Raw genomic sequence first — 20,278 nt, forward strand, 5'->3', positions numbered from 1 at the left:
AAGTCTGTTCCGAATTGTACTAATTTGCACTATTTTGTTTATGGAACCAATGTAAATGCAAAGCGCATTTTTGTGAAAAAAAACTCTTAATCTAAAAAATCAATTACCGCATCATTTACAATTTTTGGCTGATCGATAGTTAGAAAATGCCCAGCATCTTGTATAACTTTGGTTTTACTGTTTTTTAGATGTTTTTGCGCCCTTTCTAGACTTTCTTCCGAATTGATGACGTCTTTATCACCAATTAAAACTAAAACAGGATTTTGAATAGATTCTAATTCTTTGTCTGAAAAGGGCATCATTTTAAGCATGCTGGAATTTGATTTTGCATATTTATTGGCCAAATAAAATTGCCTTTTGTAAATACGGCTTATGTTTTCTGGATGAGTTGAAAAAGTGTTTAATGTTTTACTGAATTTCTTTTCACTTGGAAAAAGTTTCAGCATTAACGCTGAAGTCGTTTTTCTGGGTTTATCCAAGAATTTGAAAGTTTGCGCGGGACTCAATAAAACAATTTTATCTATAGAATTTGGTTTTTGAATCGCTAATAATGTCGCAATCCAACCCCCTCGAGAAGCTCCAATAATATCGAATTTCTTTAATTTATAGTAAGCAAAAACTTCGTTGTAAAAAGCAACAATATCATCTGATGAAAGTGGTTTTGCAGTTAAGTTGGACTTATTGGGTTCCATTATAAAATCAATGGCGTAAATACGATGATTTTTAGCGAAAGCTTGAATGTTAGGATACCACATGGTAGAACTGGCATCCATTCCGTGAAGTAAAACCAGATCTTTTCCGTTTTTTGGCCCAGCCATTACAACATGTGCTGTTCCGTAACTTGTTTTTACATCTTCTTCAGTGTAAGGAATGTTCCAAAGTTTCAGAGCTTTATCATAAGCAGTTTGGTAATCTACTTCTTCACTTTTGGTTTTAAAAACGTAGTCTTCAAATTTTGTTTTTTTTGAAGCACAACTTGTCACTAAAAGAAGTACAATAACTAATCGGGAATATAGTTTTAACATGGCAATAAAATTCAATTTTTCAGCTTAAAGTTACGAGTAGAGTAGGTGAAAGACGTATCAGAATTTTATTTTAAAATATCATAATTTTAAGATTTGTCGTTTTTGGAAGTCAGATAATAAATCTGAACAAACGCTAAAATAGCATTCGGAATAATTACCGGCCAAAGCCATTGATTGAAATCTCTGTAATTGTTTAAAAAGATGCCATAAATGACAAAGCAGATACAGCCAAACATATTAATGAATCGTATTGCTCGAAGGTTTTTTAGCAAAAATCCTCCAACAATAAAAACAGATGCGAGATAACCAATGTATTCTGCCATAATCTTGATTTTAAATAGTTTACAATAAATGTACTTAAAGTAAATTATAAAATCAAGATTTTGGTATTGGAAATGAATGTGTTAAAAGAAATGTTTCTGAGAATTTGAGTTTTCAATAAAACTCCAAGCTATAATTCTGCTGTTTTTTTGCCCTTGAGACATTTCGATTGTTTTGACAGAAACGGCGTTTACTTTTTTCAGGATTTTGTAAATCGATACCAAGTTTTCTTTTTTAGAAACTAAAGTTGTAAACCACAAAACTTGCGATGGATATTTAGCACTTTCGTATATCATTTGTGTGATGAATCCGATTTCGCCGCCGTTACACCATAATTCTGCATTTTGTCCGCCAAAGTTTAAAACTGGATTTGCATTTCTTTTCTCTTTCGGATTTAAATTAGAAACTTTTCTAGAAGTGCTTTTATTTGCTTCTTCTGCAGATGCATGAAAAGGTGGATTACACATCGTGAATGTAAAACGATCTTCGGGCGTGATAATGTTTTTAAAAATAAATCTTAGTTCTGTTTGCTGTTGTAAACTGATAGAATCGATTAATTCTGGATTGGCTTCAATAACTTTCGCACAATTTTCAATTGATTTTTGGTCAATATCTGTTCCTACGAAGCTCCAGTTGTAAATCGAATTCCCTAATATCGGATAGATTAAATTTGAGCCTGTTCCGATATCTAATCCTAAAACTGTACTGGTTTTTGGAATTTGATTATTGTTACTTTCAGCCAATAAATCAGCTATGTAATGAATATAATCGGCACGTCCTGGAATTGGCGGGCAAAGATAGTTTTTAGGAATATCCCAGTTTTGAATATTGTAATAGGTTTGAAGTAAAGCTTTATTTAAAGTTTTTACAGCAAGCGGATTACTAAAATCAATGGTTTCAATTCCGTGTTTATTAATGGAAATAAAAGCTTTTAATTCTGGGCAATTTGAAATGAGAAGCTCAAAATCATATCGGGAACGATGAAGATTTCTTGGATGTAAATTGTCTTTTTGGGAATTGCTTTCTGTTTTCATTTTCATTGATTTCGGTTGCAAAGATAGTTATTCCTTTTTTGAAGAAAGGCTTGTTTTGAAAATGAGTGCACTAGCCCTGATGGGAGCGGCATCCTTTTTCTGGCTTCTTTAGCCAGGAAAAGATATAGCGGACAGTAGGGAATAGCTCCTAATCAAAACATTCCATTAAAAGTAAATCGCCTTCACGATGAGTAATGGATACAATACCGTCTTTTTCGACAGAATTACTGCTTCCGGTTCTGTAACCCATTGTGAGGGTATCGTTGTTTAATTCGTATTTTAAATTCGCTGAATAGATGCCGTTTACAACACCAATCGGAATTAGCGAAATTGGTGTTTTTGCAGTATACCATTTTTCAAATTTTGTTGGCAGCAGGAATATTTTAGAATGATCATCAAGAATTACAATTTTGAGCAAATCTCGGTAACGAACAATTTGTGTAAGGTTTGTAATAGTATGATCTGCACGTCTTCCAGTTGCCCAGACGACATTTACGGCGGGAATTTTTCTTTCGATAAGATAATCAAAAGCTTTCTCCAAATCGGTTTTGTCTTGATCAGGAGTATGAACAATTTCTATCGGGAATTGTGATTTGTAAATTTCAGGATCGAACCCACGGTCAAAATCACCCAATAAAACGTCAACTTTTATGCCTAGTTCAATCACTCTTTCAATAGCCGAATCTAAAACGACAACTAGTGGTGACCATTCTAGCAATTGTCCTAATAATTCTGGATCACAGGCTGCGCCATTTGCAATTATTAAAGCAGGTTCTTGATCGTCGCGAACTATATGATGTGATGACATGTATGTTTTTTTGAATGTGTTGCAAAGGTAATGTTTACAATCTAGAATCAGAAATCTAGCAGTCTTCTGTGGTAATTGATTTGTCCTAGATGGTAAGCCAAATGAGTTGAAAGATGAATTAAGAAAAATCCAGTTGTCATTTCTTTTTCAAAAACAATTTGCGGGTAAATCGTTTCTAAATCAGCTTCTGTTAAATTGTCCAGAGCTTTGTTTACAACTGAAATTGTATCTTCAACTTTCTGAATTAATTCTGATTTAGGAATGTCTTTTAATGAAAATTCCAAAGGACGATTTCGCACATAACCTGTTTCGCCTATTTCTGCTCCAATATAAGTGTTTAGATTTCCAATTAAATGAAGACAAAGATTTCCAGCAGAATTAGAAATATTTTTATCGATTGTCCAAATTTGCTTTTCGAATTCGTAAGATTCGATTTCAAATTTCAGCTTGTCTAAATCTCTATTGAAAAGTGTTTTTAAAGTTTGTAAAACCATAATTAATTTCTTTTTGTTATTGGAATCCAAATCTCTTCTTCAGAAGTTGGATCGTCTTTTTTATATCTTTCGTTCATTACTGCAAAATGGGGTCTGTCATCAACTGTGTAATCAGAATTTGGAAGCCATTCTGCAAAAATATAATGATAAGTTTTATGTCCTTCTGAAGCTGGTCCTAAATGAAGAAAAACAGCATATAAACCAGTTGGAACAATTAGTGTTTCCATTCCTTCTGGGATAGTTGAATAATCTGAAACTTCTACTGCTGCCCATTTTTGAAAAATATCATTCGGATCAAAATTGTTAAAATGCTCTTTTTCATAAACTTCTAAAGAATATAAATTAGGACTTATTACATTTTGTATTTCTTTTCTATTAGGCATAAAATCACTCCATAATTGAAAAGTTTTGTTTTCGATAAAAGACATCTCAATAAAATGTCCGACTAGTTTTTTTTCGGTTAAGGTTTTGATTAGCGGTTGCATAATTATTGAATTTTATATTTTTTTGTACTGGTTTCGCTTAAGGAGAAATAGCCTAGCGGGTAACTATCTTTATTAGTTACATTGACCATATTTCCTTTTACAGTTGCTGGAGGAGACTGAAATGGTCCGCCAATATTACTTCCAGCAATGCTGACTAAGATGCTCATATAATTATAGTATTGTTTTGAGATTCCATAGTGTGTTATCTCGATTTCATTTCCAATTTGTAAATCTTCATCATCAGAAAGGCTGAAAAATTCGTTGCCATTAAAAAATTTATCCTCATCTACATAATAGATAGATTTGACTTTATTAGGGTATAAATATTTGTACAAATAAAAATTATCTGCATCAACAGGATCATTATAAAAAGCTTTAATTTCGATATCTTTTCCTGTAAAACCACCTTCGTTATTTTGATCTATTCGGGTAATGGGCGCTATTGATTTTAAAGTTTCGGTTCCGATATATCTATTTCCTCGGCTAATTACGGTTAGTGTATATTGTTCGTCAATAACAGGAGTAAAATTAGAGCATACGTATTGTCCTGTCTTTTTAATTTCGATAAAATTAAATCTTTCTTTCTTGCTGTTTTCTATATAAATAATTGCATTAGATACAGTTGGGATTACGTTTTCAAAATAACCAGTCGTTGTAGTTAGTCGTATCGTCTGTTCATTTCCTGCTGTTCCTTTTTCCCAATTAATAGCAGCCTCAATTACTAATTTTGGAGCGGCTGTATCTAAATCAACATCTACAACCTCTTCGCAACTTGTGAAGAGTACAGATGTGAGAATCACGATTAAAAAAACTAATTTTTTCATACTTATATTTTTAGTTTTTACATTGATTTTTTAGAATTTGAAATTATAGCTAACCGCTGGAACAATTCCAAAAATAGATGTTTTAATAGCTTCATTTACACCAGTGTCAACATTTTGGCGAAAGTTGATTGAGGCAGCATTCATACGATTGTACAAGTTGTAAATGCTGAAAACCCATTCGCCTTTCCAATTTCGATCTTTGTTTTTGCTCGGAGTTAAGGTTGCAGAAATATCTAAATGATGATAAGAAGGGAGTCTGTTTTCATTCCTCAAACCATAACTTGGAACTGTTATTCCTAAATATTCATATTGCCCATTCGGATAAGTAACCGGCTGTCCTGACTGCAAAGCAAAGTTAGCGCCAAAAGACCATTTTTCGTTTAAGTTGTAAGCCGATGTAATGGCAAGATTATGTGTTTTATCATATGCAGAAGCATACCATTGGCCATTGTTAATTCCTGTTTCTTCGGGAGTTCTTCCAGGCGTCTGCTGTTCAGATTTGGAAATTGTGTACGAAATCCAGCCGTTGAATTTGCCCTTGTTTTTCTTAATCATTAACTCTAAGCCATACGAACGCATATGACCATTTAAAATGACTTGTTCAATGGCATTATTGGCTATTAAATCGGCTCCGTCTATGTAATCTAACCTGTTTTGTATTTTCTTGTAATAAGTTTCGACTTCTAGTGAATAAGCGCCGTTGTAAATATTTCTAAAATATCCAATGGCCCCTTGGTCTGCAAGTTGAGGTTTTATGTAATTGTCGCTAGGCATCCAAACATCTAGCGGAGTAGGAGATGAAGTGTTAGAAATTAACTGAAGATATTGTGCCATTCTATTATAGCTGGCTTTTATGGCTTGATCGTCATTTAATTGATAAGAAATAGAAAAACGCGGTTCGAGATTGCCATAACTCTGAATGACTTTATTTTTTCCAAAATACTTTGTTGAAGTTGGTGTTCCTTTTTCGTAAATCTGCATATCACTATTAAAAACAACTGCTTGATTATTATCGTAATAATTAATGGTAGAAGCGCCTAATCTATAAAATAAGCTATATCGTAATCCGTATGCGACAGTAATTTTTTTAGAAAGCTGACTTTCTGCATCCAAATAAACTGAAGGTTCAAAAGCGTATTTTTTATCCAATTGATCCGGATTGATTCCTGAATCTTCACCAGTTGGCTTAATTGTTCCGGGATTAAATTGATAATAGATTCCGTTTACACCATAATTCAGTTTTAATTTATCTGAAAGATAATGTTTGAAGTCGTATTTAATATTATAGTTTTTAATCCCAGAATCCCAAGTAAATCCAACAAAATCAAGATCTAAGCCATAATAATAATCGCTATAAATTAAAGAAAGATTTGAAAATAATTTATCAGAATATAAATGGTTCCATCTGAAATTTAAAGTAGAGTTTCCGTAAGTATTAGTGAAGCTTTTGTTTAATCTGAAAACATCACGCCCAAAATAACCTGATAAGTAAAGGCTATTATTATCGTTGAGTTTATAGCTTAATTTGGTGTTCAAGTCATAAAAATAGGCTGAATTATTTTTATTCTCTTCTGAGAGTTTTAAAAAAAGATGCGCATAAGAAGCTCTTCCTCCAATTAAAAAAGAACCTTTGTCTTTTGCAATCGGACCTTCAGCAAGCAGACGGCTTGATATTAAGCCAATTCCGCCATTCATATGAAAACCTTTACTGCTTCCGTCTTTTTGATAGATTTCTAAAACCGAAGACGCTCTGCCGCCATAACGTGCAGAAATTCCTCCTTTATACAATTTTAGATCTTTAATGGCATCGGGATTGAATACAGAAAAGAAACCGAAAACGTGAGAAGAATTAAAAATCGTAGCTTCGTCCAAAAGAATTAAATTCTGATCGGCACCGCCTCCGCGAACATTAAATCCAGAAGCACCTTCGCCAGCATTTGTAACACCTGGAAGCAGTAAAATCGATTTTATAACATCGACTTCTCCTAAAACCACAGGCATTTTTTTTATGGTTGAAATAGAGAGTTTGTTAACGCTCATTTCTGGCGATTTGATGTTTGTCTTGCCTTTGTTTTCTGTAATAATGACTTCTTGAAGTTCTTCGCCGCCTTCTTTAATCGAGAAATTGCTTTTTGAATTCTGATTTAAAATAACGGTTTTTTGAATGGTTTGATAACCGGTATAACTGATTTCAATTTCGTATTCTCCTTTAGGGGCAGAAAGCGAGTAAAATCCGTATTCGTTTGTAGTAGTACCAATTTTTAGTGATGGAATATAGATTGAAACTCCAATTAGAGTTTCATTATTTCGGCTGTCAGTAATAGTTCCGCTTAGAGTGAATTTTTCCTGCGCAAATGAGGTGAAAATCGTAAGAATAAAAAGAAAAAATGTGCAGGTATTTTTTGTAATCATTATATTGATTTTGATTTACATAGTTAACAAATTCTTACTACATATTCTTACGGAATTTTTGTTAAAGATAAGTTAAGATAAAAAAAGGACAACTTTGCGAGTTGTCCTTTTACTTATTTAGAAATACAAAATGTATTCTGAATTATTTGATTTTAGCAACAATAGCGTTGAAAGTTTCACTTGGACGCATTGCTTTGCTTACCAATTCTGGTGTTGGTTGGTAGTAACCTCCAATGTTTTGAGCTTTACCTTGAGCACCAATTAATTCTGCATCGATTTTAGCTTCGTTAGCTTCAAATTCAGCAGCAATTGGAGTAAAGATTGCTTTCAATTCAGCATCTTTAGTTTGAGCAGCCAAAGCTTGAGCCCAGTAGAATGCTAAATAGAAGTGAGAACCTCTGTTGTCAATCTGACCAACTTTACGAGCTGGAGATTTATCGTTTGCTAAGAATTTATCGTTTGCTTGGTCTAAAGTTTCAGATAAAACAATTGCTTTAGAATTGTCTAAAGTTTGCCCTAAATGCTCTAAAGAAGCGCCAAGAGCTAAAAACTCTCCTAATGAATCCCAACGTAAGTATCCTTCTTCTGTAAATTGCTCAACGTGTTTAGGTGCAGAACCTCCAGCACCAGTTTCGAACAATCCACCACCGTTCATTAACGGAACGATAGAAAGCATTTTTGCAGAAGTTCCTAATTCTAAGATTGGGAATAAATCTGTTAAGTAGTCACGCAATACGTTTCCAGTTACAGAAATAGTATCTAAACCTTTGATGATTCTGTCTAAAGTAAATTCTGTAGCAGCAACTGGGTTTAAAATACGGATATCTAAGTTTGTAGTATCGTAGTCTTTAAGGTATTTTTGAACTTTTACGATCAATTCTCTATCGTGTGCTCTGTTTTCGTCTAACCAGAAAACAGCAGGAGTACTAGATAAACGAGCTCTGTTTACAGCCAATTTAACCCAGTCTTGAATAGGAGCGTCTTTTGCCTGACACATTCTGAAAATGTCATTAGCTTCAACGTTTTGCTCCATTAAAACATTTCCGTTTGCATCAACAACACGAACAACACCGTCAGCTTTCATTTGGAAAGTTTTGTCGTGAGATCCATATTCTTCAGCTTTTTGAGCCATTAATCCAACGTTAGGAACACTTCCCATTGTTTTTGGATCAAAAGCACCGTGTTTTTTACAGAAATCGATCGTTGCAGTATAAACACCAGCGTAAGAACGGTCTGGAATAACAGCAAATGTATCTTGTGCTTTACCTTCTTTGTTCCACATTTGTCCAGAAGTACGGATCATTGCTGGCATAGAAGCATCAACAATTACGTCAGATGGAACGTGTAAGTTTGTAATTCCTTTATCAGAATTAACCATTGCAAGAGCTGGTCCGTTTGCGATTGCCTGATCGATAGCCGCTTCAACTTCTGCCTGCTCAGGTCTTCCAGCAATTTTAGCGTAGATATCACCTAAACCGTTTCTTGTGTCAACATTTAATTCAGCGAATAAAGAAGCGTATTTTTTGAAAACATCTGCAAAATATACTTCAACGATAGCGCCAAAGATAATTGGATCAGAAACTTTCATCATTGTAGCTTTTAAGTGCACAGAAAGTAAAACTCCTGCAGCTTTAGCTTCAGCGATTACATCAGCAGCAAAAGCCTTTAATTTGCTTACGCTTAATACAGAACTGTCAATGATTTCTCCAGCTTTTAATGGAGTACTTGCTTTAAGAACAGTTGTAGTTCCGTCTTTAGCAACAAATTCGATTTTTACATCATTTGCTTCATTTACAGTTAATGATTTTTCACTTCCGTAAAAATCACCTCCTGCCATAGAAGCCACTTTAGTTTTTGAGTCAGCAGACCAAGCACCCATAGAGTGCGGATTTGCTTTTGCAAAGTTTTTAACTGCTCTTGGAGCTCTACGGTCAGAGTTTCCTTCACGTAAAACTGGGTTTACAGCAGAACCTAATACTTTTGCATATTTTGCTTTAATTTCCTTTTCAGCGTCGTTTTGTGGATCTTCTGGGAAATTTGGTACGTTGTATCCGTGCGATTGTAATTCAGCAATAGCCGCTTTTAATTGCGGTACAGATGCTGAAATGTTTGGTAATTTGATAATGTTTGCTTCTGGCTGAGTTGCTAATTGGCCAAGTTCTGCCAATGCATCTCCAGTTTTTTGAGCATCTGTCAAAGAATCTGGGAAGTTTGATAAAATTCTTCCTGCCAGCGAAATATCTCTGGTTTCGATTTCAATTCCAGCTGTTGCTGTAAAAGCTTGAACAATTGGTAACAAAGAGTAAGTTGCCAATAGAGGCGCCTCATCAGTTAAGGTGTAAAAAATTTTTGATTTATTCATTTTCTTTTTTTTTTATAATCGTATCGTCAGGAGTTAACGATGTAAAAGATATATTCGGCTCAAAATGAGCGGAGCAAATATAATAAAATCACAACGAAAACGGTTGAGTTTTGAAGAGAAATGATGAAATTAACAGATTGTTATTTCGAGCTCGTTAAATTGCTAAATCGATGATTTTGGTATTAAAAAATTACAGTTTTGATAGTGATGAAAATAGAACATAAAAAAAACTCGTTTCAAGCAGTATGAAACGAGTTTTTTATAACATTTTGATAAATGATTATCTTCTTTTATCTTTAATCTTAGCTTTTTTACCAGTAAGTTGTCTGAAGTAGAAAATTCTAGCTCTACGTACAGCACCTTTCTTGTTAACTTCGATTTTTTGTAAAGCTGGTAAGTTCACTGGGAAGATACGCTCAACACCAACAGATCCAGACATTTTACGGATAGTAAAAGTTTCTGTAACACCAGAACCTCTTCTTTGAATCACAACTCCTTTAAAGAACTGAGTTCTTGTTTTTTCACCCTCTTTAATTTCGTAGAAAACAGTGATTGTGTCTCCAGCTCCGAAATCTGGAAAATCTTTTTTAGCAACGAATTCGTCTTGAACGAATTTTAATAAATCTGCCATGATAATTTAAATTATGGTTTTATATTAGAACAACATTCACGGATCTCGCCAGAGGTTGGTCAAATTCGGGTGCAAATATAGTTTGAAAAAAATGAAATTCCAAGAAATAAAATTCCAAATTCCATTTTTTTAATCGGCTGATTATTTGATGTTTGGAATTTGGAATTTTTCATATTTAAATTTTTTTTATTTAGGCTGTTGCTGAGTAACACAATGAATCATTCCTCCGTTTGCATATAAATTGCGAACATCAATTCCAATTACTTTTCGAGTCGGATACAAACTCTGAATTAACTGATTAGCCACAGCGTCATTGGGATCACTATAATTAGGAACCAGAACAACAGTGTTTCCAATATAAAAGTTTACATAAGAGCCTTTATATCCTAGTTTTTTACCGTAAGTTGTGACAACATTATTTTTAGACAATGGCAATTTTAAGAAAGTATAATTTTTGCCGTTTTTATCTTTCGAGTTGTATAAAGTACTGATGTCATTTTGAGGAACTTCCCAATACAATAAATCATTTTCATTCATGGTTACGATTGTGTTTTTATTAGCAAAACGAGCAAATCCATCAATATGCATATCGGTAATTTCCCTTCCTGCTTTGCCGTCTAGCCAAATAAAATGTGTCACTCCAAGATATTTTTTAAAATTCGTCTCGGCTTGTTGCTGCGTCATTGAAGGGTTTCGATTTGAATTTAGTATTGAACTTTTGGTAGCCATTAAAGTGCCATTTCCGTCTATTTCTACAGCTCCTCCTTCATTAATCATTATATTATTGAAATCTAAAACCGTGATTTTTTGTTCTGCACCAATTTCTGATGGAATTGTATTGCAATTTTGAAAAGCTGCTTTTTTGCCCCAGCCATTAAATCCCCAATCTTGAATGACCAATTGATTGTTTTTGTCTTTTACATAAATTGGTCCATTATCTCTTACCCAAACATCATCGGTTTTATAAATTTTAAATTCAATAGATGATAATGAAATTCCTGATTCTTGTAATAAAGCTTCAATTCTGTTTTTTTCAGTAGAATCATAAGCGACAATAAAAACTCTTTCACTTGTTATTAGTGATTTAGTCATGGCAATCCAAGTTGCATCTAAATCGTTTCTATAATCAATTCCATATTGATATTGATGTGGCCATTGCAGCCAAGTTCCTTCATGTGGAGCCGATTCTTCTGGCATGGTGTACATAGCTTCAGTATTTTCTATTTTTTCTGTAATTGTATTTATTTCATCCCCTTGACAAGAAGAGATTAAAGGAATTAGGACTAATGTTAAAAAAAGCTTTTTCATCTTAATTGATTTGTTTTTAAATATTTAATGCCGTTTTTATCGATAACTTGACGGGACAAAAGTATTTCTAAATAGTAATTGAGAAGTTGTCCAAAATGGACAATTTAAATAAGAGGAATATAAATAGCTGTAAGATAATCGGCTGGTGTATTGCAATTTGAATCGTTTTTGATGTACTCTTCAATAACCGGTAAATGAGATATTTCAATGTCATTTTGAAGAAACCATCCGCCAAAAATTTGCTGATAAGTATCTTCCAGCGTTTCATAACATCCGTGATGGAAAAAACGGGCATATTCGCCTCCAAAAAGCTTTTTTACTGGAAGATTTTTCAGAATGGCTTTGGTAACGATACAGGCTTCATACGTACATTTCGATTTTTCTGTAATTACAATATCATCTGTAATAATACCAAAGTAATCTGAAATGGGGTCTTTAATTTCATTTTCTAATAAAGAATCCCAAAGCGTTTCTATCTCAGGATTAATATAGGAAGTTTTACAGCTGGAATAATAAGCAGTTATTTCTGGAATGAAAACAATTTCTGGTTCTGAAAAAGCAATAAATTCTTTTGGATGAAAATCATTAAGCAGGAATTCTTTTTGATTTCTAGCTTTAGAAGGAGAATAATTAAAATGTTTTTTGAAAGTTTTGGAAAAAGACTGTACATCTGCAAAGCCAACTTCAAGAGCAATATCTGAAATTTGTGTATTAGAATATAAAAGCTTTTTGTATCCGTTTTCTATTTTTAACCTTGTCTGATAAGCACCAATTGTTTCCCGAAATAAAGAATAAAAAACGCGCTGTAAATTTCTATAAGAATAACTGGAAATATCTTCAAGATCACTTATTGAGATAATTTGATTGTAATGTATCTCAATATGATTTCTGGTATTATAAATGCGCTTTAGATTAAAATCATTCATTTTTATCCAGTTTTAGAGTCTTAATCTCGGTCTGCAGGATTATTTAAGGCTGAAACTGTAAATCTGAGGCTGAGCAATCTTTAGTGCCCTTCTAATAAATCTGGACGCCTGTTTTTTGTGTGTTCGTAAGCCATGTCTTCGCGCCACTTGTCGATTTTGGCAGCATGTCCGCTGGTTAAAACTTCTGGAACTTTCCATCCTTTGTAATCTGCAGGTCTTGTATAGATTGGGCCAGACAATAAATTGTCCTGAAAACTATCTGTCAAAGCTGAGGTTTCGTCACTTAAAACACCAGGAATTAATCGGATTAAAGCATCAGACAAAACTATTGCCCCTAGTTCTCCTCCCGATAAAACATAATCTCCAATAGAAATTTCTTTAGTAATAAAATGATCTCTAACTCTTTGATCAACACCTTTGTAATGTCCGCATAAAATGATAATGTTTTCATACATCGACATTTTATTGGCCATTTTCTGGTTTAAAGTTTCGCCGTCAGGAGACATATAAATTACTTCATCGTATTCGCGCTGGCTTTTCAAATGTGTAATGCAATCATCAATGGGCTGAATTGTCATTACCATTCCAGCACCTCCGCCAAAAGGATAATCATCTACACTTTTCTGTCTGTTTGTGCTATAATCACGAAGATTGTGAAAATGCACTTCGACCAAACCTTTATCAATGGCGCGTTTCATAATTGAGGCCTCAAACGGGCTCCTTAATAATTCAGGTAAAAGAGTAATAATGTCAATTCGCATCTTTATTCGATAATTTCTTGCTGGCAAAGATACAAATAATGCATAGAGTCTTTTGGTAATAATTATATAACATACTTATTAAATTATGTAAAAAGGATTGTAGTAACTTTAATTATCATTACAAGATTAATTGTCAGTAGGATAACAACCAAGTCCAAACGTAAATTCAAACACTTATTATGAAAAAAACAATATTAATGTCCGCATTGCTTGCACTCTTTGTATTCTCCTGTGCGAGCACTAGCTCAGCTACGGTCGCTGTGGGAGAAGCTAAATCGAAAGTGCTTAAAACCTTAGGAAATCCAGTAAGAACTTTAGATAATAATCAAAATGGAGAAATTCTCGTTTATGCTGATCAAGTCTTTACTGAAGACGGAACAACGTCATTGGCCGGAGCAAATTATTGGCGTTACAATTATGTCTATATAAATAAAGAAGGTAAAGTGACATCAACACGACAAGAGAAACAGAATTATCCGCCTCAAGCAATTGATTCTGTAAAAATGGAAGGATTAAATCTATTGACATCTAAATAAATTTATCCGAAATATTTTTAAACAATTCGTATTTTTAGATTTATTTAGAAATACGAATTGTTTATTTAATGACTTCATCAAAAATAAAAATCCTTGCTATATCTGGAAGTACGAGAAGTAATTCTAGTAACTTTAAAATTCTGAAATACATTTCGAATTATTTAAAACCTGAATTTGAAGTAGAGTTTTTTGAAGATTTAGAGCATCTTCCGCATTTTAATCCAGATTTAGATACAGATAATCCTCCACAAGAAATCACTTCATTTAGAAATAAAATTATAAGTGCCGATGGAGTTCTCATTTGCACTCCCGAATATGTGTTCAGTCTTCCCGGGAGTTTAAAGAATGCTTTAGAATGGTGTGTTTCAACAACTATCTTTTCAAACAAAAAAACGGGTCTTATTACAGCTTCTGCTTCAGGCGAAATAGGACACGAGCAGCTAATGTTAGTAATGAAAACGCTTGAAGCTAAATTTGATGAAGCGACGCAGCTTTTAATTCAAGGCGTACGCGGAAAAGTGAATGCTGAAGGAGAAATAGTTTCGGAACAGACTGAAAATGCACTTCAAAATTTTGCAAAAAACTTTAAGAATCAATTTTTATAATATATTTACTTTCTGAAATTTAAATCATTAAAATGATTAGCAGAAGAAACTTTATCGTAACCACAGGTCTTGTTGCAACAGCAGTTTTGGCTTCACCATCATTTGCATTTTCTATGAATAAAAAAGAAATAGGTTTACAGCTGTATACACTTCGTGATGAACTTCCTAAAGATGTAAAAGGAACTTTAGAAAAAGTTGCTAAATCAGGTTATACGACCGTTGAAACATACGGTTTTTCAATTAAAGATCAGTTTTGGGGATTAAAGCCTGAAGAATTAAAAAAGATTTTAGATGATAATGGACTGAAAGCAGTTAGCGGACATTATAATTTAGGAAGTTTTTTATATGACGGAAATACTGCAGAATTAATCGCCGCAATTGAGGCTGCAAAAGTTCTTAAAAATGAATTTCTGACTGTTCCATGGATTGATGAACCTTTTAGGAGAAATATTGAAGATTATAAAAAGATTGCTTCCCGAGTAAATGAAGCCGCAAAAATGTGCAAAAAAGCAGGCTTGAAACTGGCTTATCACAATCATGATTTTGAGTTTAAAAAATATGATGGCGTTACAGGTTACGAAATTCTATTAAAGGAGACCGACAAAGATTTGGTTTATTTTGAATTGGATTTGTATTGGGTAGTTCATTCTGGAAATGATCCTTTGAAACTATTTAAAGAAAATCCAGGCCGTTTCAAAATGTGGCATGTGAAAGATAAAGATAAGAATAATAGCGATTTGAATACTGAAGTAGGTTCTGGAACAATTGATTTTAAACCCTTTTTCGCAGCGGCAATAAAATCAGGAATGATTCATTTTTTTGTAGAACAGGAAAATAATTTTGCTTCTGATTCTTTTGATTCGATTAAAAAAAGCTGTGATTTTATTTCGAAGAATTTAATCTAATTCATAGTTTATGAAGAAGATGTTTTTGCTGGTATTTGTGATTCTTTTGTCTTGTCAATCTGATAAAAAAGAAAAGACAAATTTAAAGACATCGTCAATTCCGAAGCAAATTTTACCGCCTCAACCTTATTTTGTAGATATTAAAGTTAATGATGTTAAGCTTGGGAAGCCAACCTATGGAGATTGGTTATTTTCTCATAAAGAAAACGGACAAAGTTTCGAACAATTTGTTCGAACTAAACATGTTGTCCCAACCAAAGAAGAAAATATTATTTATTTGCAACCTATTGGAAAATTTGATTCAATGCAAATAAAACAAATAGAACTAGTTCGTCACTATCTGCAAATATTTTTTCAGTTGGAAACTAAGGTTTTAGGTAATGTTTCAAATGATAAAATTCCGAATCATGCTAGACGAATTGGGGACGTTGGGCAAGAACAGTTTTTAGCGGGATATATTTTGACCGATGTTTTAAAAGAAGAAAATCCTAGTAATAGAATTGCTTTGATGGCAATAACTGAAAAAGATTTATATCCAAAACCCGAATGGAATTATGTTTTTGGATTGGCATCTTATAGAGATAAAATTGCAGTAAGTTCTATTTATAGAATGCAAAAAGAAGCCGATTTTAGTTTAGCTTTAGAAAGATTGCTGAAGATTTGCTCTCACGAAATAGGCCATATGTTTGGTTTGCATCATTGTATTGAAGCCAGTTGCGTCATGAATGGGACTAATAGTATGACAGAGACAGATTCGCATTCTATTAGATTGTGTTCGCTTTGCCAGAGGAAATTAAATTCAGGATTTAAATATGATAATTTAAAAAGGCTGAAAGAGCTTGAAGAATTCTTTCAAAAAAATAATCTAAATGAAGGATTGGTGTTAATGAAAAAAGATTTTGAAAAAATTAAAAATAAATAAAGATGAGTACTAGCAAACAATTTATAAAAGGAGACGAAATAGAGTGGGAAGTAGTTGGTGAAGGAATAAAGCGTAAAATTTTAGCTTTTGACGACAGAGTGATGCTGGTAAACGTTCATTTTGAAAAAGGCGGAATCGGTACTTTACACGATCATTATCACTCACAAGTTACTTACATTGCAAGCGGAAAATTTGATGTTACAATCAGCGGAGTAACGCAGACTTTAAAAGAAGGCGATAGTTTTTATATTCCGCCTCATGCTGTTCATGGAGTTGTATGCTTGGAAACTGGTATGCTGACAGATGTTTTTAGTCCTGCTAGAGAAGATTTTTTGAACTATTAAAAGCTTAATAAAAATACAACCATATAAGTGCTTTAAGAAAATTTAAGTTTGGCTTTAAATTTCGCAAGATGTTTTTAAATGAGCTTATATCACTTATATGGTTTAAAAAAAACTTAAAAATTATACTTTTTTTAAAGTTTTGCTAAAGATTAGAGTGGTATTTTTGCAGCATGAATTTATCTAAAACTAATGTACTGTTTATGGCAGTTTGCACTGGTCTTATAGTTGCAAATCTTTATTACTGCCAGCCTTTGATTGTTTTAATTGCTAACGAATTTAAAATTCCTGAAGCCAGTGCCGGAACTATAACGTATCTAACTCAGGCGGGTTATGCTATTGGGTTATTTTTTATGGTACCGCTTGGCGATAAAATAGAACGAAAAAGGCAAATTTTAATGACGACTTTTGCTACTGTAATTGCCTTATTGATTGCAGCAACAGCAAAGAGTTTTCTTGTTTTACAAATTGCTTCACTGCTAATCGGAATCACATCGATTGTACCACAGCTTATTTTGCCATTGGCCGCTTCTTTGAGCGCACCTGAACAAAGAGGAAAAGTTGTTGGAGCTATTATGAGCGGACTATTAGTCGGAATTTTGCTTTCGCGAACTTTAAGCGGTTTTATCGGCCAAGTGTTAGGCTGGAGATCGATGTTTTATATCGCAGCCGGAATTTGTCTTTTGATCTTTTTTGTAATTCAAAGCAAATTCCCAGTTAATAAGCCTCAGTTTAAAGGAACTTACGGGCAATTAATTAAGTCTTTATTTACGCTAATAAAAACACAGCCTGTTTTGCGCGAAGCTACAGCAATTAATGTTTTCAGTTTTGCTCAGTTTGGAGCATTTTGGACTACAATGGTACTTTTGCTTTCTGGAGAGCCTTTCGATTTTAATAGTGCAACAATTGGTTTGTTCGGAATTGTTGGTGCATCTGGAGCTTTAGCAGCACCTCTTGTTGGTAAACTTGGGGATAAAGGAAACTCAAGAATTGCAGTTGGTTATGGTATTTTATTGGTTTTAATCAGCTTTTTGATTTTTTATTTTTCAATCGAAAGTGTGATCGGAATCGCAATTGGAATTGTATTTATTGATATCGGAATTCAAGGTGTTCATATCTCTAATCAAACAAGAGTATATTCGTTATTGCCAGAAGCAAGAAACAGATTAAACACTGTATTTATGTCGTTGACATTTTTAGGAACGGCAGCAGGATCTGCATACGGTTTGCTATTATGGAAAATGGGTGGATGGCAGTACGTAACAATCGGCTGTATGGTCTTATCTTTATTATCATTAACGATTTACGGACTTACTTATAAATCAAAATCTAAAAAAGCGAAAGCGCAAATTGATTAAAAAATTAATTTGTAAATTTGCGTTCAAATTAAAAATAACAACATGGAAAACGGAATATACGCTAAATTCAATACTAGCAAAGGTTCAATTTTAGTAAAATTGACACACGATTTGACACCAGGAACTGTAGGTAACTTTGTTGCTCTTGCAGAAGGAAATATGGAAAATAAAGTAAAACCTCAAGGGCAAAAATTCTATGACGGATTAACTTTCCATAGAGTAATTGCAGATTTCATGATTCAGGGAGGTTGCCCAAAAGGAACAGGAACTGGAGATCCAGGTTACAAATTTGATGATGAGTTTCACCCAAGTTTAAAACACGACCGTCCAGGAGTTTTGTCTATGGCAAATTCTGGTCCAGGAAGTAATGGTTCTCAATTCTTTATTACTCACGTTCCAACTCCTTGGTTAGATAACAAACACAGTGTTTTTGGATACGTTGTTGAAGGACAAGACGTTGTTGATGCTGTTGCTCAAGGTGACAATTTAGAGTCTGTTGAAATTATTAGAGTTGGAGAAGAAGCTCAAAAATGGAATGCAATTGAAGCTTTCATCGGCTTAAAAGGTGCTCGTATGAAACGTGAGGCAGCTTTAAAAGCAGAATCTGAAGCAAAAATGGAACAATTAGCTGCTGGTTTTGATAGAACAGAAAGCGGTTTACGTTATAAAATGATTCAAAAAGGTGAAGGTAAAAAAGCTGAAGCAGGAAAAACTGTTTCTGTTCACTACGAAGGATCTTTAGATAACGGAAAAGTATTTGATTCTTCTTACCCACGTAAAAAACCAATCGAATTCAAATTAGGAATAGGACAAGTTATTGAAGGATGGGACGAAGGTATTGCTTTATTACAAGTTGGAGACAAAGCTCGTTTTGTAATTCCATCTGATTTAGCTTACGGTCCATCTGGTGCTGGAGGAGTTATTCCGCCAAATGCAGTTTTAATTTTCGACGTTGAATTAATGGACGTAAAATAAGATTTTAGAAGCAATTTAGCATTGTTTTAAATAATAATCCCATATGCCACGGCGTATGGGATTTTTTTATATTTACTTCAATTAAAAAAAAAACAAAACCAAGAAATGAAAAAAGCGATTTTAAGTTTAATGACCATAGCGTTGTTTGCAGCGGCATGTGGCACTAAAAAAACGGCTGTTGCAGAAACTGCTCCTGTCGAAAAGGAAATTAAAGCGAAAGAATTAACACCTGAATTGGCAGCAGGTAAGAGCCTTTACGAGAATAGCTGTGCTAGATGCCATAAGCTTTACGAACCAAAAGAGTATACGAAAACAGAATGGACACCGATTTTGGTAAAAATGGGTAAAAAAGCAAAATTAGACGAAACTCAAATGGCTTCAATTACAAATTATATTGATTCACAATTGTAATTTTGATTTGAGTAATAAGCATAAAAAAACTGTTCGATAGAACAGTTTTTTTATTTTCAAATAGATATAAAAAAAACACCGTCACAGAATGAGGTGTTTTTAAACTTAAGAATGGTGTACAGCAGAATTATCTACAGCTATTACTTTTAAAGTTTTGATACCAGCAGGTAATTCCCAGTCAACTTCGTCATTTTCTTTAAAACCAATAATAGCAACACTTAAAGGTGCTAAAATTGAAATTTTAGATTGTTTTACATCTGCTGCAGAAGGTAAAACGATTTGAATTTTCATTTGTTTCTTAGCTTTTACATCTTCTATCGTTACAAATGAATTGATTCGGATTACCGAACTGTCAAGTTCGCTTTCTTTACTAATTACAGCGCGATCTAATTCTTGCGAAAGCTGATTGGCTTCTTTAGTATTTGTTGAGTTTTTACTTTTTAAAATCAATTCTCTTAAAAATTGATAATCCGATTTACAGAAAGTGGGTGTTGGTTTCATATCTATATTGAATTTATTGTTATAAAATTTTAAATGATTTTTTCTTCTTAGAACAATTTACAAACGAAAAATTTCAGAGTCTTAAAAAAGACAGAATCGAAATGTTTAATCTGAAAAACAAAAAAATATCTGATCAAAAATTGATTTTTGTCAAATAATAGAAATGTTTAAGTTGATGTAAATCCTCCGTCAAAAAGAAGAAAAGTGAAGTAGACGGAGGCCTAAAAAATAAAGGCCTTATTATGTGAAATAATTACAGCAGGTAGTGGTTTTGCTAAGCAAAACGACTTTATAGGAGCTGTAAATGGTGTTTTATTTCTCATAAGGAGGATT

At 33.4% G+C, this 20,278-nt stretch carries 22 protein-coding genes; 8 read left to right on the forward strand and 14 right to left on the reverse strand.

Annotation, left to right across the window (positions count from 1 at the left end; translation table 11 throughout):
• Nucleotides 1–86: 86 nt before the first annotated feature.
• From JI750_RS08170 to trmD, 13 genes are all read right to left on the reverse strand, one after another.
• Nucleotides 87–1,025, reverse strand: a complete 939-nt coding sequence (locus JI750_RS08170; protein ID WP_202000144.1) for an alpha/beta fold hydrolase — start codon at nt 1,023–1,025, stop codon at nt 87–89.
• Nucleotides 1,026–1,111: 86 nt separating this feature from the next.
• Nucleotides 1,112–1,348 (reverse strand): uroporphyrinogen decarboxylase, encoded by a 237-nt coding sequence (locus JI750_RS08175; protein ID WP_202000147.1) that lies wholly within the window; start codon nt 1,346–1,348, stop codon nt 1,112–1,114.
• Between the two features lie 81 nt (nt 1,349–1,429).
• Nucleotides 1,430–2,380, reverse strand: a complete 951-nt coding sequence (rlmF, locus tag JI750_RS08180; RefSeq protein ID WP_202000150.1) for a 23S rRNA (adenine(1618)-N(6))-methyltransferase RlmF — start codon at nt 2,378–2,380, stop codon at nt 1,430–1,432.
• Between the two features lie 148 nt (nt 2,381–2,528).
• Complete coding sequence (locus JI750_RS08185; protein ID WP_202000153.1) at nt 2,529–3,188, reverse strand: thiamine diphosphokinase; 660 nt, start codon at nt 3,186–3,188, stop codon at nt 2,529–2,531.
• Between the two features lie 47 nt (nt 3,189–3,235).
• Entirely contained in the window at nt 3,236–3,682 is a 447-nt protein-coding gene (locus JI750_RS08190) for a DinB family protein (protein ID WP_202000156.1), read from the reverse strand.
• Nucleotides 3,683–3,684: 2 nt separating this feature from the next.
• Nucleotides 3,685–4,167, reverse strand: coding sequence for a GyrI-like domain-containing protein (locus JI750_RS08195; protein WP_202000159.1), 483 nt, complete (start codon nt 4,165–4,167; stop codon nt 3,685–3,687).
• 2 nt (nt 4,168–4,169) lie between these two features.
• The gene (locus JI750_RS08200) at nt 4,170–4,991 is read right to left on the reverse strand and encodes a DUF4249 domain-containing protein (RefSeq protein WP_202000162.1); all 822 of its coding nucleotides are present in this window, start codon (nt 4,989–4,991) and stop codon (nt 4,170–4,172) included.
• A 30-nt stretch (nt 4,992–5,021) separates the two neighbouring features.
• The gene (locus JI750_RS08205) at nt 5,022–7,403 is read right to left on the reverse strand and encodes a TonB-dependent receptor (protein WP_202000165.1); all 2,382 of its coding nucleotides are present in this window, start codon (nt 7,401–7,403) and stop codon (nt 5,022–5,024) included.
• A 142-nt stretch (nt 7,404–7,545) separates the two neighbouring features.
• Nucleotides 7,546–9,765 (reverse strand): NADP-dependent isocitrate dehydrogenase, encoded by a 2,220-nt coding sequence (locus JI750_RS08210; RefSeq protein WP_202000168.1) that lies wholly within the window; start codon nt 9,763–9,765, stop codon nt 7,546–7,548.
• 280 nt (nt 9,766–10,045) lie between these two features.
• On the reverse strand, nt 10,046–10,396 hold the full coding sequence (gene rplS, locus JI750_RS08215) for a 50S ribosomal protein L19 (protein ID WP_008462155.1): 351 nt from the start codon (nt 10,394–10,396) through the stop codon (nt 10,046–10,048).
• A gap of 186 nt (nt 10,397–10,582) precedes the next feature.
• Nucleotides 10,583–11,704: an agmatine deiminase family protein gene (locus JI750_RS08220; protein WP_202000171.1), complete on the reverse strand. Its 1,122-nt coding sequence runs from the start codon at nt 11,702–11,704 to the stop codon at nt 10,583–10,585.
• Nucleotides 11,705–11,808: 104 nt separating this feature from the next.
• Complete coding sequence (locus JI750_RS08225; RefSeq protein ID WP_202000174.1) at nt 11,809–12,630, reverse strand: AraC family transcriptional regulator; 822 nt, start codon at nt 12,628–12,630, stop codon at nt 11,809–11,811.
• Nucleotides 12,631–12,710: 80 nt separating this feature from the next.
• Entirely contained in the window at nt 12,711–13,391 is a 681-nt protein-coding gene (gene trmD, locus JI750_RS08230) for a tRNA (guanosine(37)-N1)-methyltransferase TrmD (protein ID WP_111365359.1), read from the reverse strand.
• Nucleotides 13,392–13,570: 179 nt separating this feature from the next.
• On the opposite strand from trmD, the gene JI750_RS08235 reads away from it, so the two are divergent.
• The 8 genes from JI750_RS08235 to JI750_RS08270 all read left to right on the forward strand — a co-directional run bounded on the left by JI750_RS08235 (nt 13,571) and on the right by JI750_RS08270 (nt 19,444).
• Nucleotides 13,571–13,927: a hypothetical protein gene (locus JI750_RS08235; RefSeq protein ID WP_202000177.1), complete on the forward strand. Its 357-nt coding sequence runs from the start codon at nt 13,571–13,573 to the stop codon at nt 13,925–13,927.
• 68 nt (nt 13,928–13,995) lie between these two features.
• Nucleotides 13,996–14,532, forward strand: coding sequence for an NADPH-dependent FMN reductase (locus JI750_RS08240; RefSeq protein ID WP_202000179.1), 537 nt, complete (start codon nt 13,996–13,998; stop codon nt 14,530–14,532).
• 32 nt (nt 14,533–14,564) lie between these two features.
• Nucleotides 14,565–15,437 carry a sugar phosphate isomerase/epimerase family protein gene (locus JI750_RS08245; protein ID WP_202000182.1) on the forward strand — a complete coding sequence of 291 codons (873 nt, stop codon included), beginning with the start codon at nt 14,565–14,567 and terminating at the stop codon, nt 15,435–15,437.
• Nucleotides 15,438–15,447: 10 nt separating this feature from the next.
• Nucleotides 15,448–16,359, forward strand: coding sequence for an archaemetzincin family Zn-dependent metalloprotease (locus tag JI750_RS08250; RefSeq protein ID WP_202000185.1), 912 nt, complete (start codon nt 15,448–15,450; stop codon nt 16,357–16,359).
• A 2-nt stretch (nt 16,360–16,361) separates the two neighbouring features.
• Complete coding sequence (locus JI750_RS08255; RefSeq protein WP_202000187.1) at nt 16,362–16,703, forward strand: cupin domain-containing protein; 342 nt, start codon at nt 16,362–16,364, stop codon at nt 16,701–16,703.
• A 200-nt stretch (nt 16,704–16,903) separates the two neighbouring features.
• Nucleotides 16,904–18,058 (forward strand): MFS transporter, encoded by a 1,155-nt coding sequence (locus JI750_RS08260; RefSeq protein ID WP_236673002.1) that lies wholly within the window; start codon nt 16,904–16,906, stop codon nt 18,056–18,058.
• Nucleotides 18,059–18,100: 42 nt separating this feature from the next.
• Nucleotides 18,101–19,033, forward strand: a complete 933-nt coding sequence (locus JI750_RS08265) for a peptidylprolyl isomerase (protein WP_202000191.1) — start codon at nt 18,101–18,103, stop codon at nt 19,031–19,033.
• Between the two features lie 105 nt (nt 19,034–19,138).
• The gene (locus JI750_RS08270; protein ID WP_202000193.1) at nt 19,139–19,444 is read left to right on the forward strand and encodes a cytochrome c; all 306 of its coding nucleotides are present in this window, start codon (nt 19,139–19,141) and stop codon (nt 19,442–19,444) included.
• Between the two features lie 105 nt (nt 19,445–19,549).
• Here the strand turns inward: JI750_RS08270 and JI750_RS08275 are convergent, their stop codons facing one another.
• Nucleotides 19,550–19,945 carry a GreA/GreB family elongation factor gene (locus tag JI750_RS08275; protein ID WP_095931379.1) on the reverse strand — a complete coding sequence of 132 codons (396 nt, stop codon included), beginning with the start codon at nt 19,943–19,945 and terminating at the stop codon, nt 19,550–19,552.
• Nucleotides 19,946–20,278: the final 333 nt, after the last annotated feature.

The sequence above is a fragment of the Flavobacterium tagetis genome, assembly GCF_016735615.1.
Lineage (GTDB): Bacteria > Bacteroidota > Bacteroidia > Flavobacteriales > Flavobacteriaceae > Flavobacterium > Flavobacterium tagetis.

Bases quoted from the DNA above. Each gene is read 5' to 3' on its own strand.
- JI750_RS08170 (WP_202000144.1), bottom strand. From the start codon at position 1,025: ATGTTAAAACTATATTCCCGATTAGTTATTGTACTTCTTTTAGTGACA.
- JI750_RS08175 (WP_202000147.1), bottom strand. From the start codon at position 1,348: ATGGCAGAATACATTGGTTATCTCGCATCTGTTTTTATTGTTGGAGGA.
- rlmF (WP_202000150.1), bottom strand. From the start codon at position 2,380: ATGAAAACAGAAAGCAATTCCCAAAAAGACAATTTACATCCAAGAAAT.
- JI750_RS08185 (WP_202000153.1), bottom strand. From the start codon at position 3,188: ATGTCATCACATCATATAGTTCGCGACGATCAAGAACCTGCTTTAATA.
- JI750_RS08190 (WP_202000156.1), bottom strand. From the start codon at position 3,682: ATGGTTTTACAAACTTTAAAAACACTTTTCAATAGAGATTTAGACAAG.
- JI750_RS08195 (WP_202000159.1), bottom strand. From the start codon at position 4,167: ATGCAACCGCTAATCAAAACCTTAACCGAAAAAAAACTAGTCGGACAT.
- JI750_RS08200 (WP_202000162.1), bottom strand. From the start codon at position 4,991: ATGAAAAAATTAGTTTTTTTAATCGTGATTCTCACATCTGTACTCTTC.
- JI750_RS08205 (WP_202000165.1), bottom strand. From the start codon at position 7,403: ATGATTACAAAAAATACCTGCACATTTTTTCTTTTTATTCTTACGATT.
- JI750_RS08210 (WP_202000168.1), bottom strand. From the start codon at position 9,765: ATGAATAAATCAAAAATTTTTTACACCTTAACTGATGAGGCGCCTCTA.
- rplS (WP_008462155.1), bottom strand. From the start codon at position 10,396: ATGGCAGATTTATTAAAATTCGTTCAAGACGAATTCGTTGCTAAAAAA.
- JI750_RS08220 (WP_202000171.1), bottom strand. From the start codon at position 11,704: ATGAAAAAGCTTTTTTTAACATTAGTCCTAATTCCTTTAATCTCTTCT.
- JI750_RS08225 (WP_202000174.1), bottom strand. From the start codon at position 12,630: ATGAATGATTTTAATCTAAAGCGCATTTATAATACCAGAAATCATATT.
- trmD (WP_111365359.1), bottom strand. From the start codon at position 13,391: ATGCGAATTGACATTATTACTCTTTTACCTGAATTATTAAGGAGCCCG.
- JI750_RS08235 (WP_202000177.1), top strand. From the start codon at position 13,571: ATGAAAAAAACAATATTAATGTCCGCATTGCTTGCACTCTTTGTATTC.
- JI750_RS08240 (WP_202000179.1), top strand. From the start codon at position 13,996: ATGACTTCATCAAAAATAAAAATCCTTGCTATATCTGGAAGTACGAGA.
- JI750_RS08245 (WP_202000182.1), top strand. From the start codon at position 14,565: ATGATTAGCAGAAGAAACTTTATCGTAACCACAGGTCTTGTTGCAACA.
- JI750_RS08250 (WP_202000185.1), top strand. From the start codon at position 15,448: ATGAAGAAGATGTTTTTGCTGGTATTTGTGATTCTTTTGTCTTGTCAA.
- JI750_RS08255 (WP_202000187.1), top strand. From the start codon at position 16,362: ATGAGTACTAGCAAACAATTTATAAAAGGAGACGAAATAGAGTGGGAA.
- JI750_RS08260 (WP_236673002.1), top strand. From the start codon at position 16,904: ATGGCAGTTTGCACTGGTCTTATAGTTGCAAATCTTTATTACTGCCAG.
- JI750_RS08265 (WP_202000191.1), top strand. From the start codon at position 18,101: ATGGAAAACGGAATATACGCTAAATTCAATACTAGCAAAGGTTCAATT.
- JI750_RS08270 (WP_202000193.1), top strand. From the start codon at position 19,139: ATGAAAAAAGCGATTTTAAGTTTAATGACCATAGCGTTGTTTGCAGCG.
- JI750_RS08275 (WP_095931379.1), bottom strand. From the start codon at position 19,945: ATGAAACCAACACCCACTTTCTGTAAATCGGATTATCAATTTTTAAGA.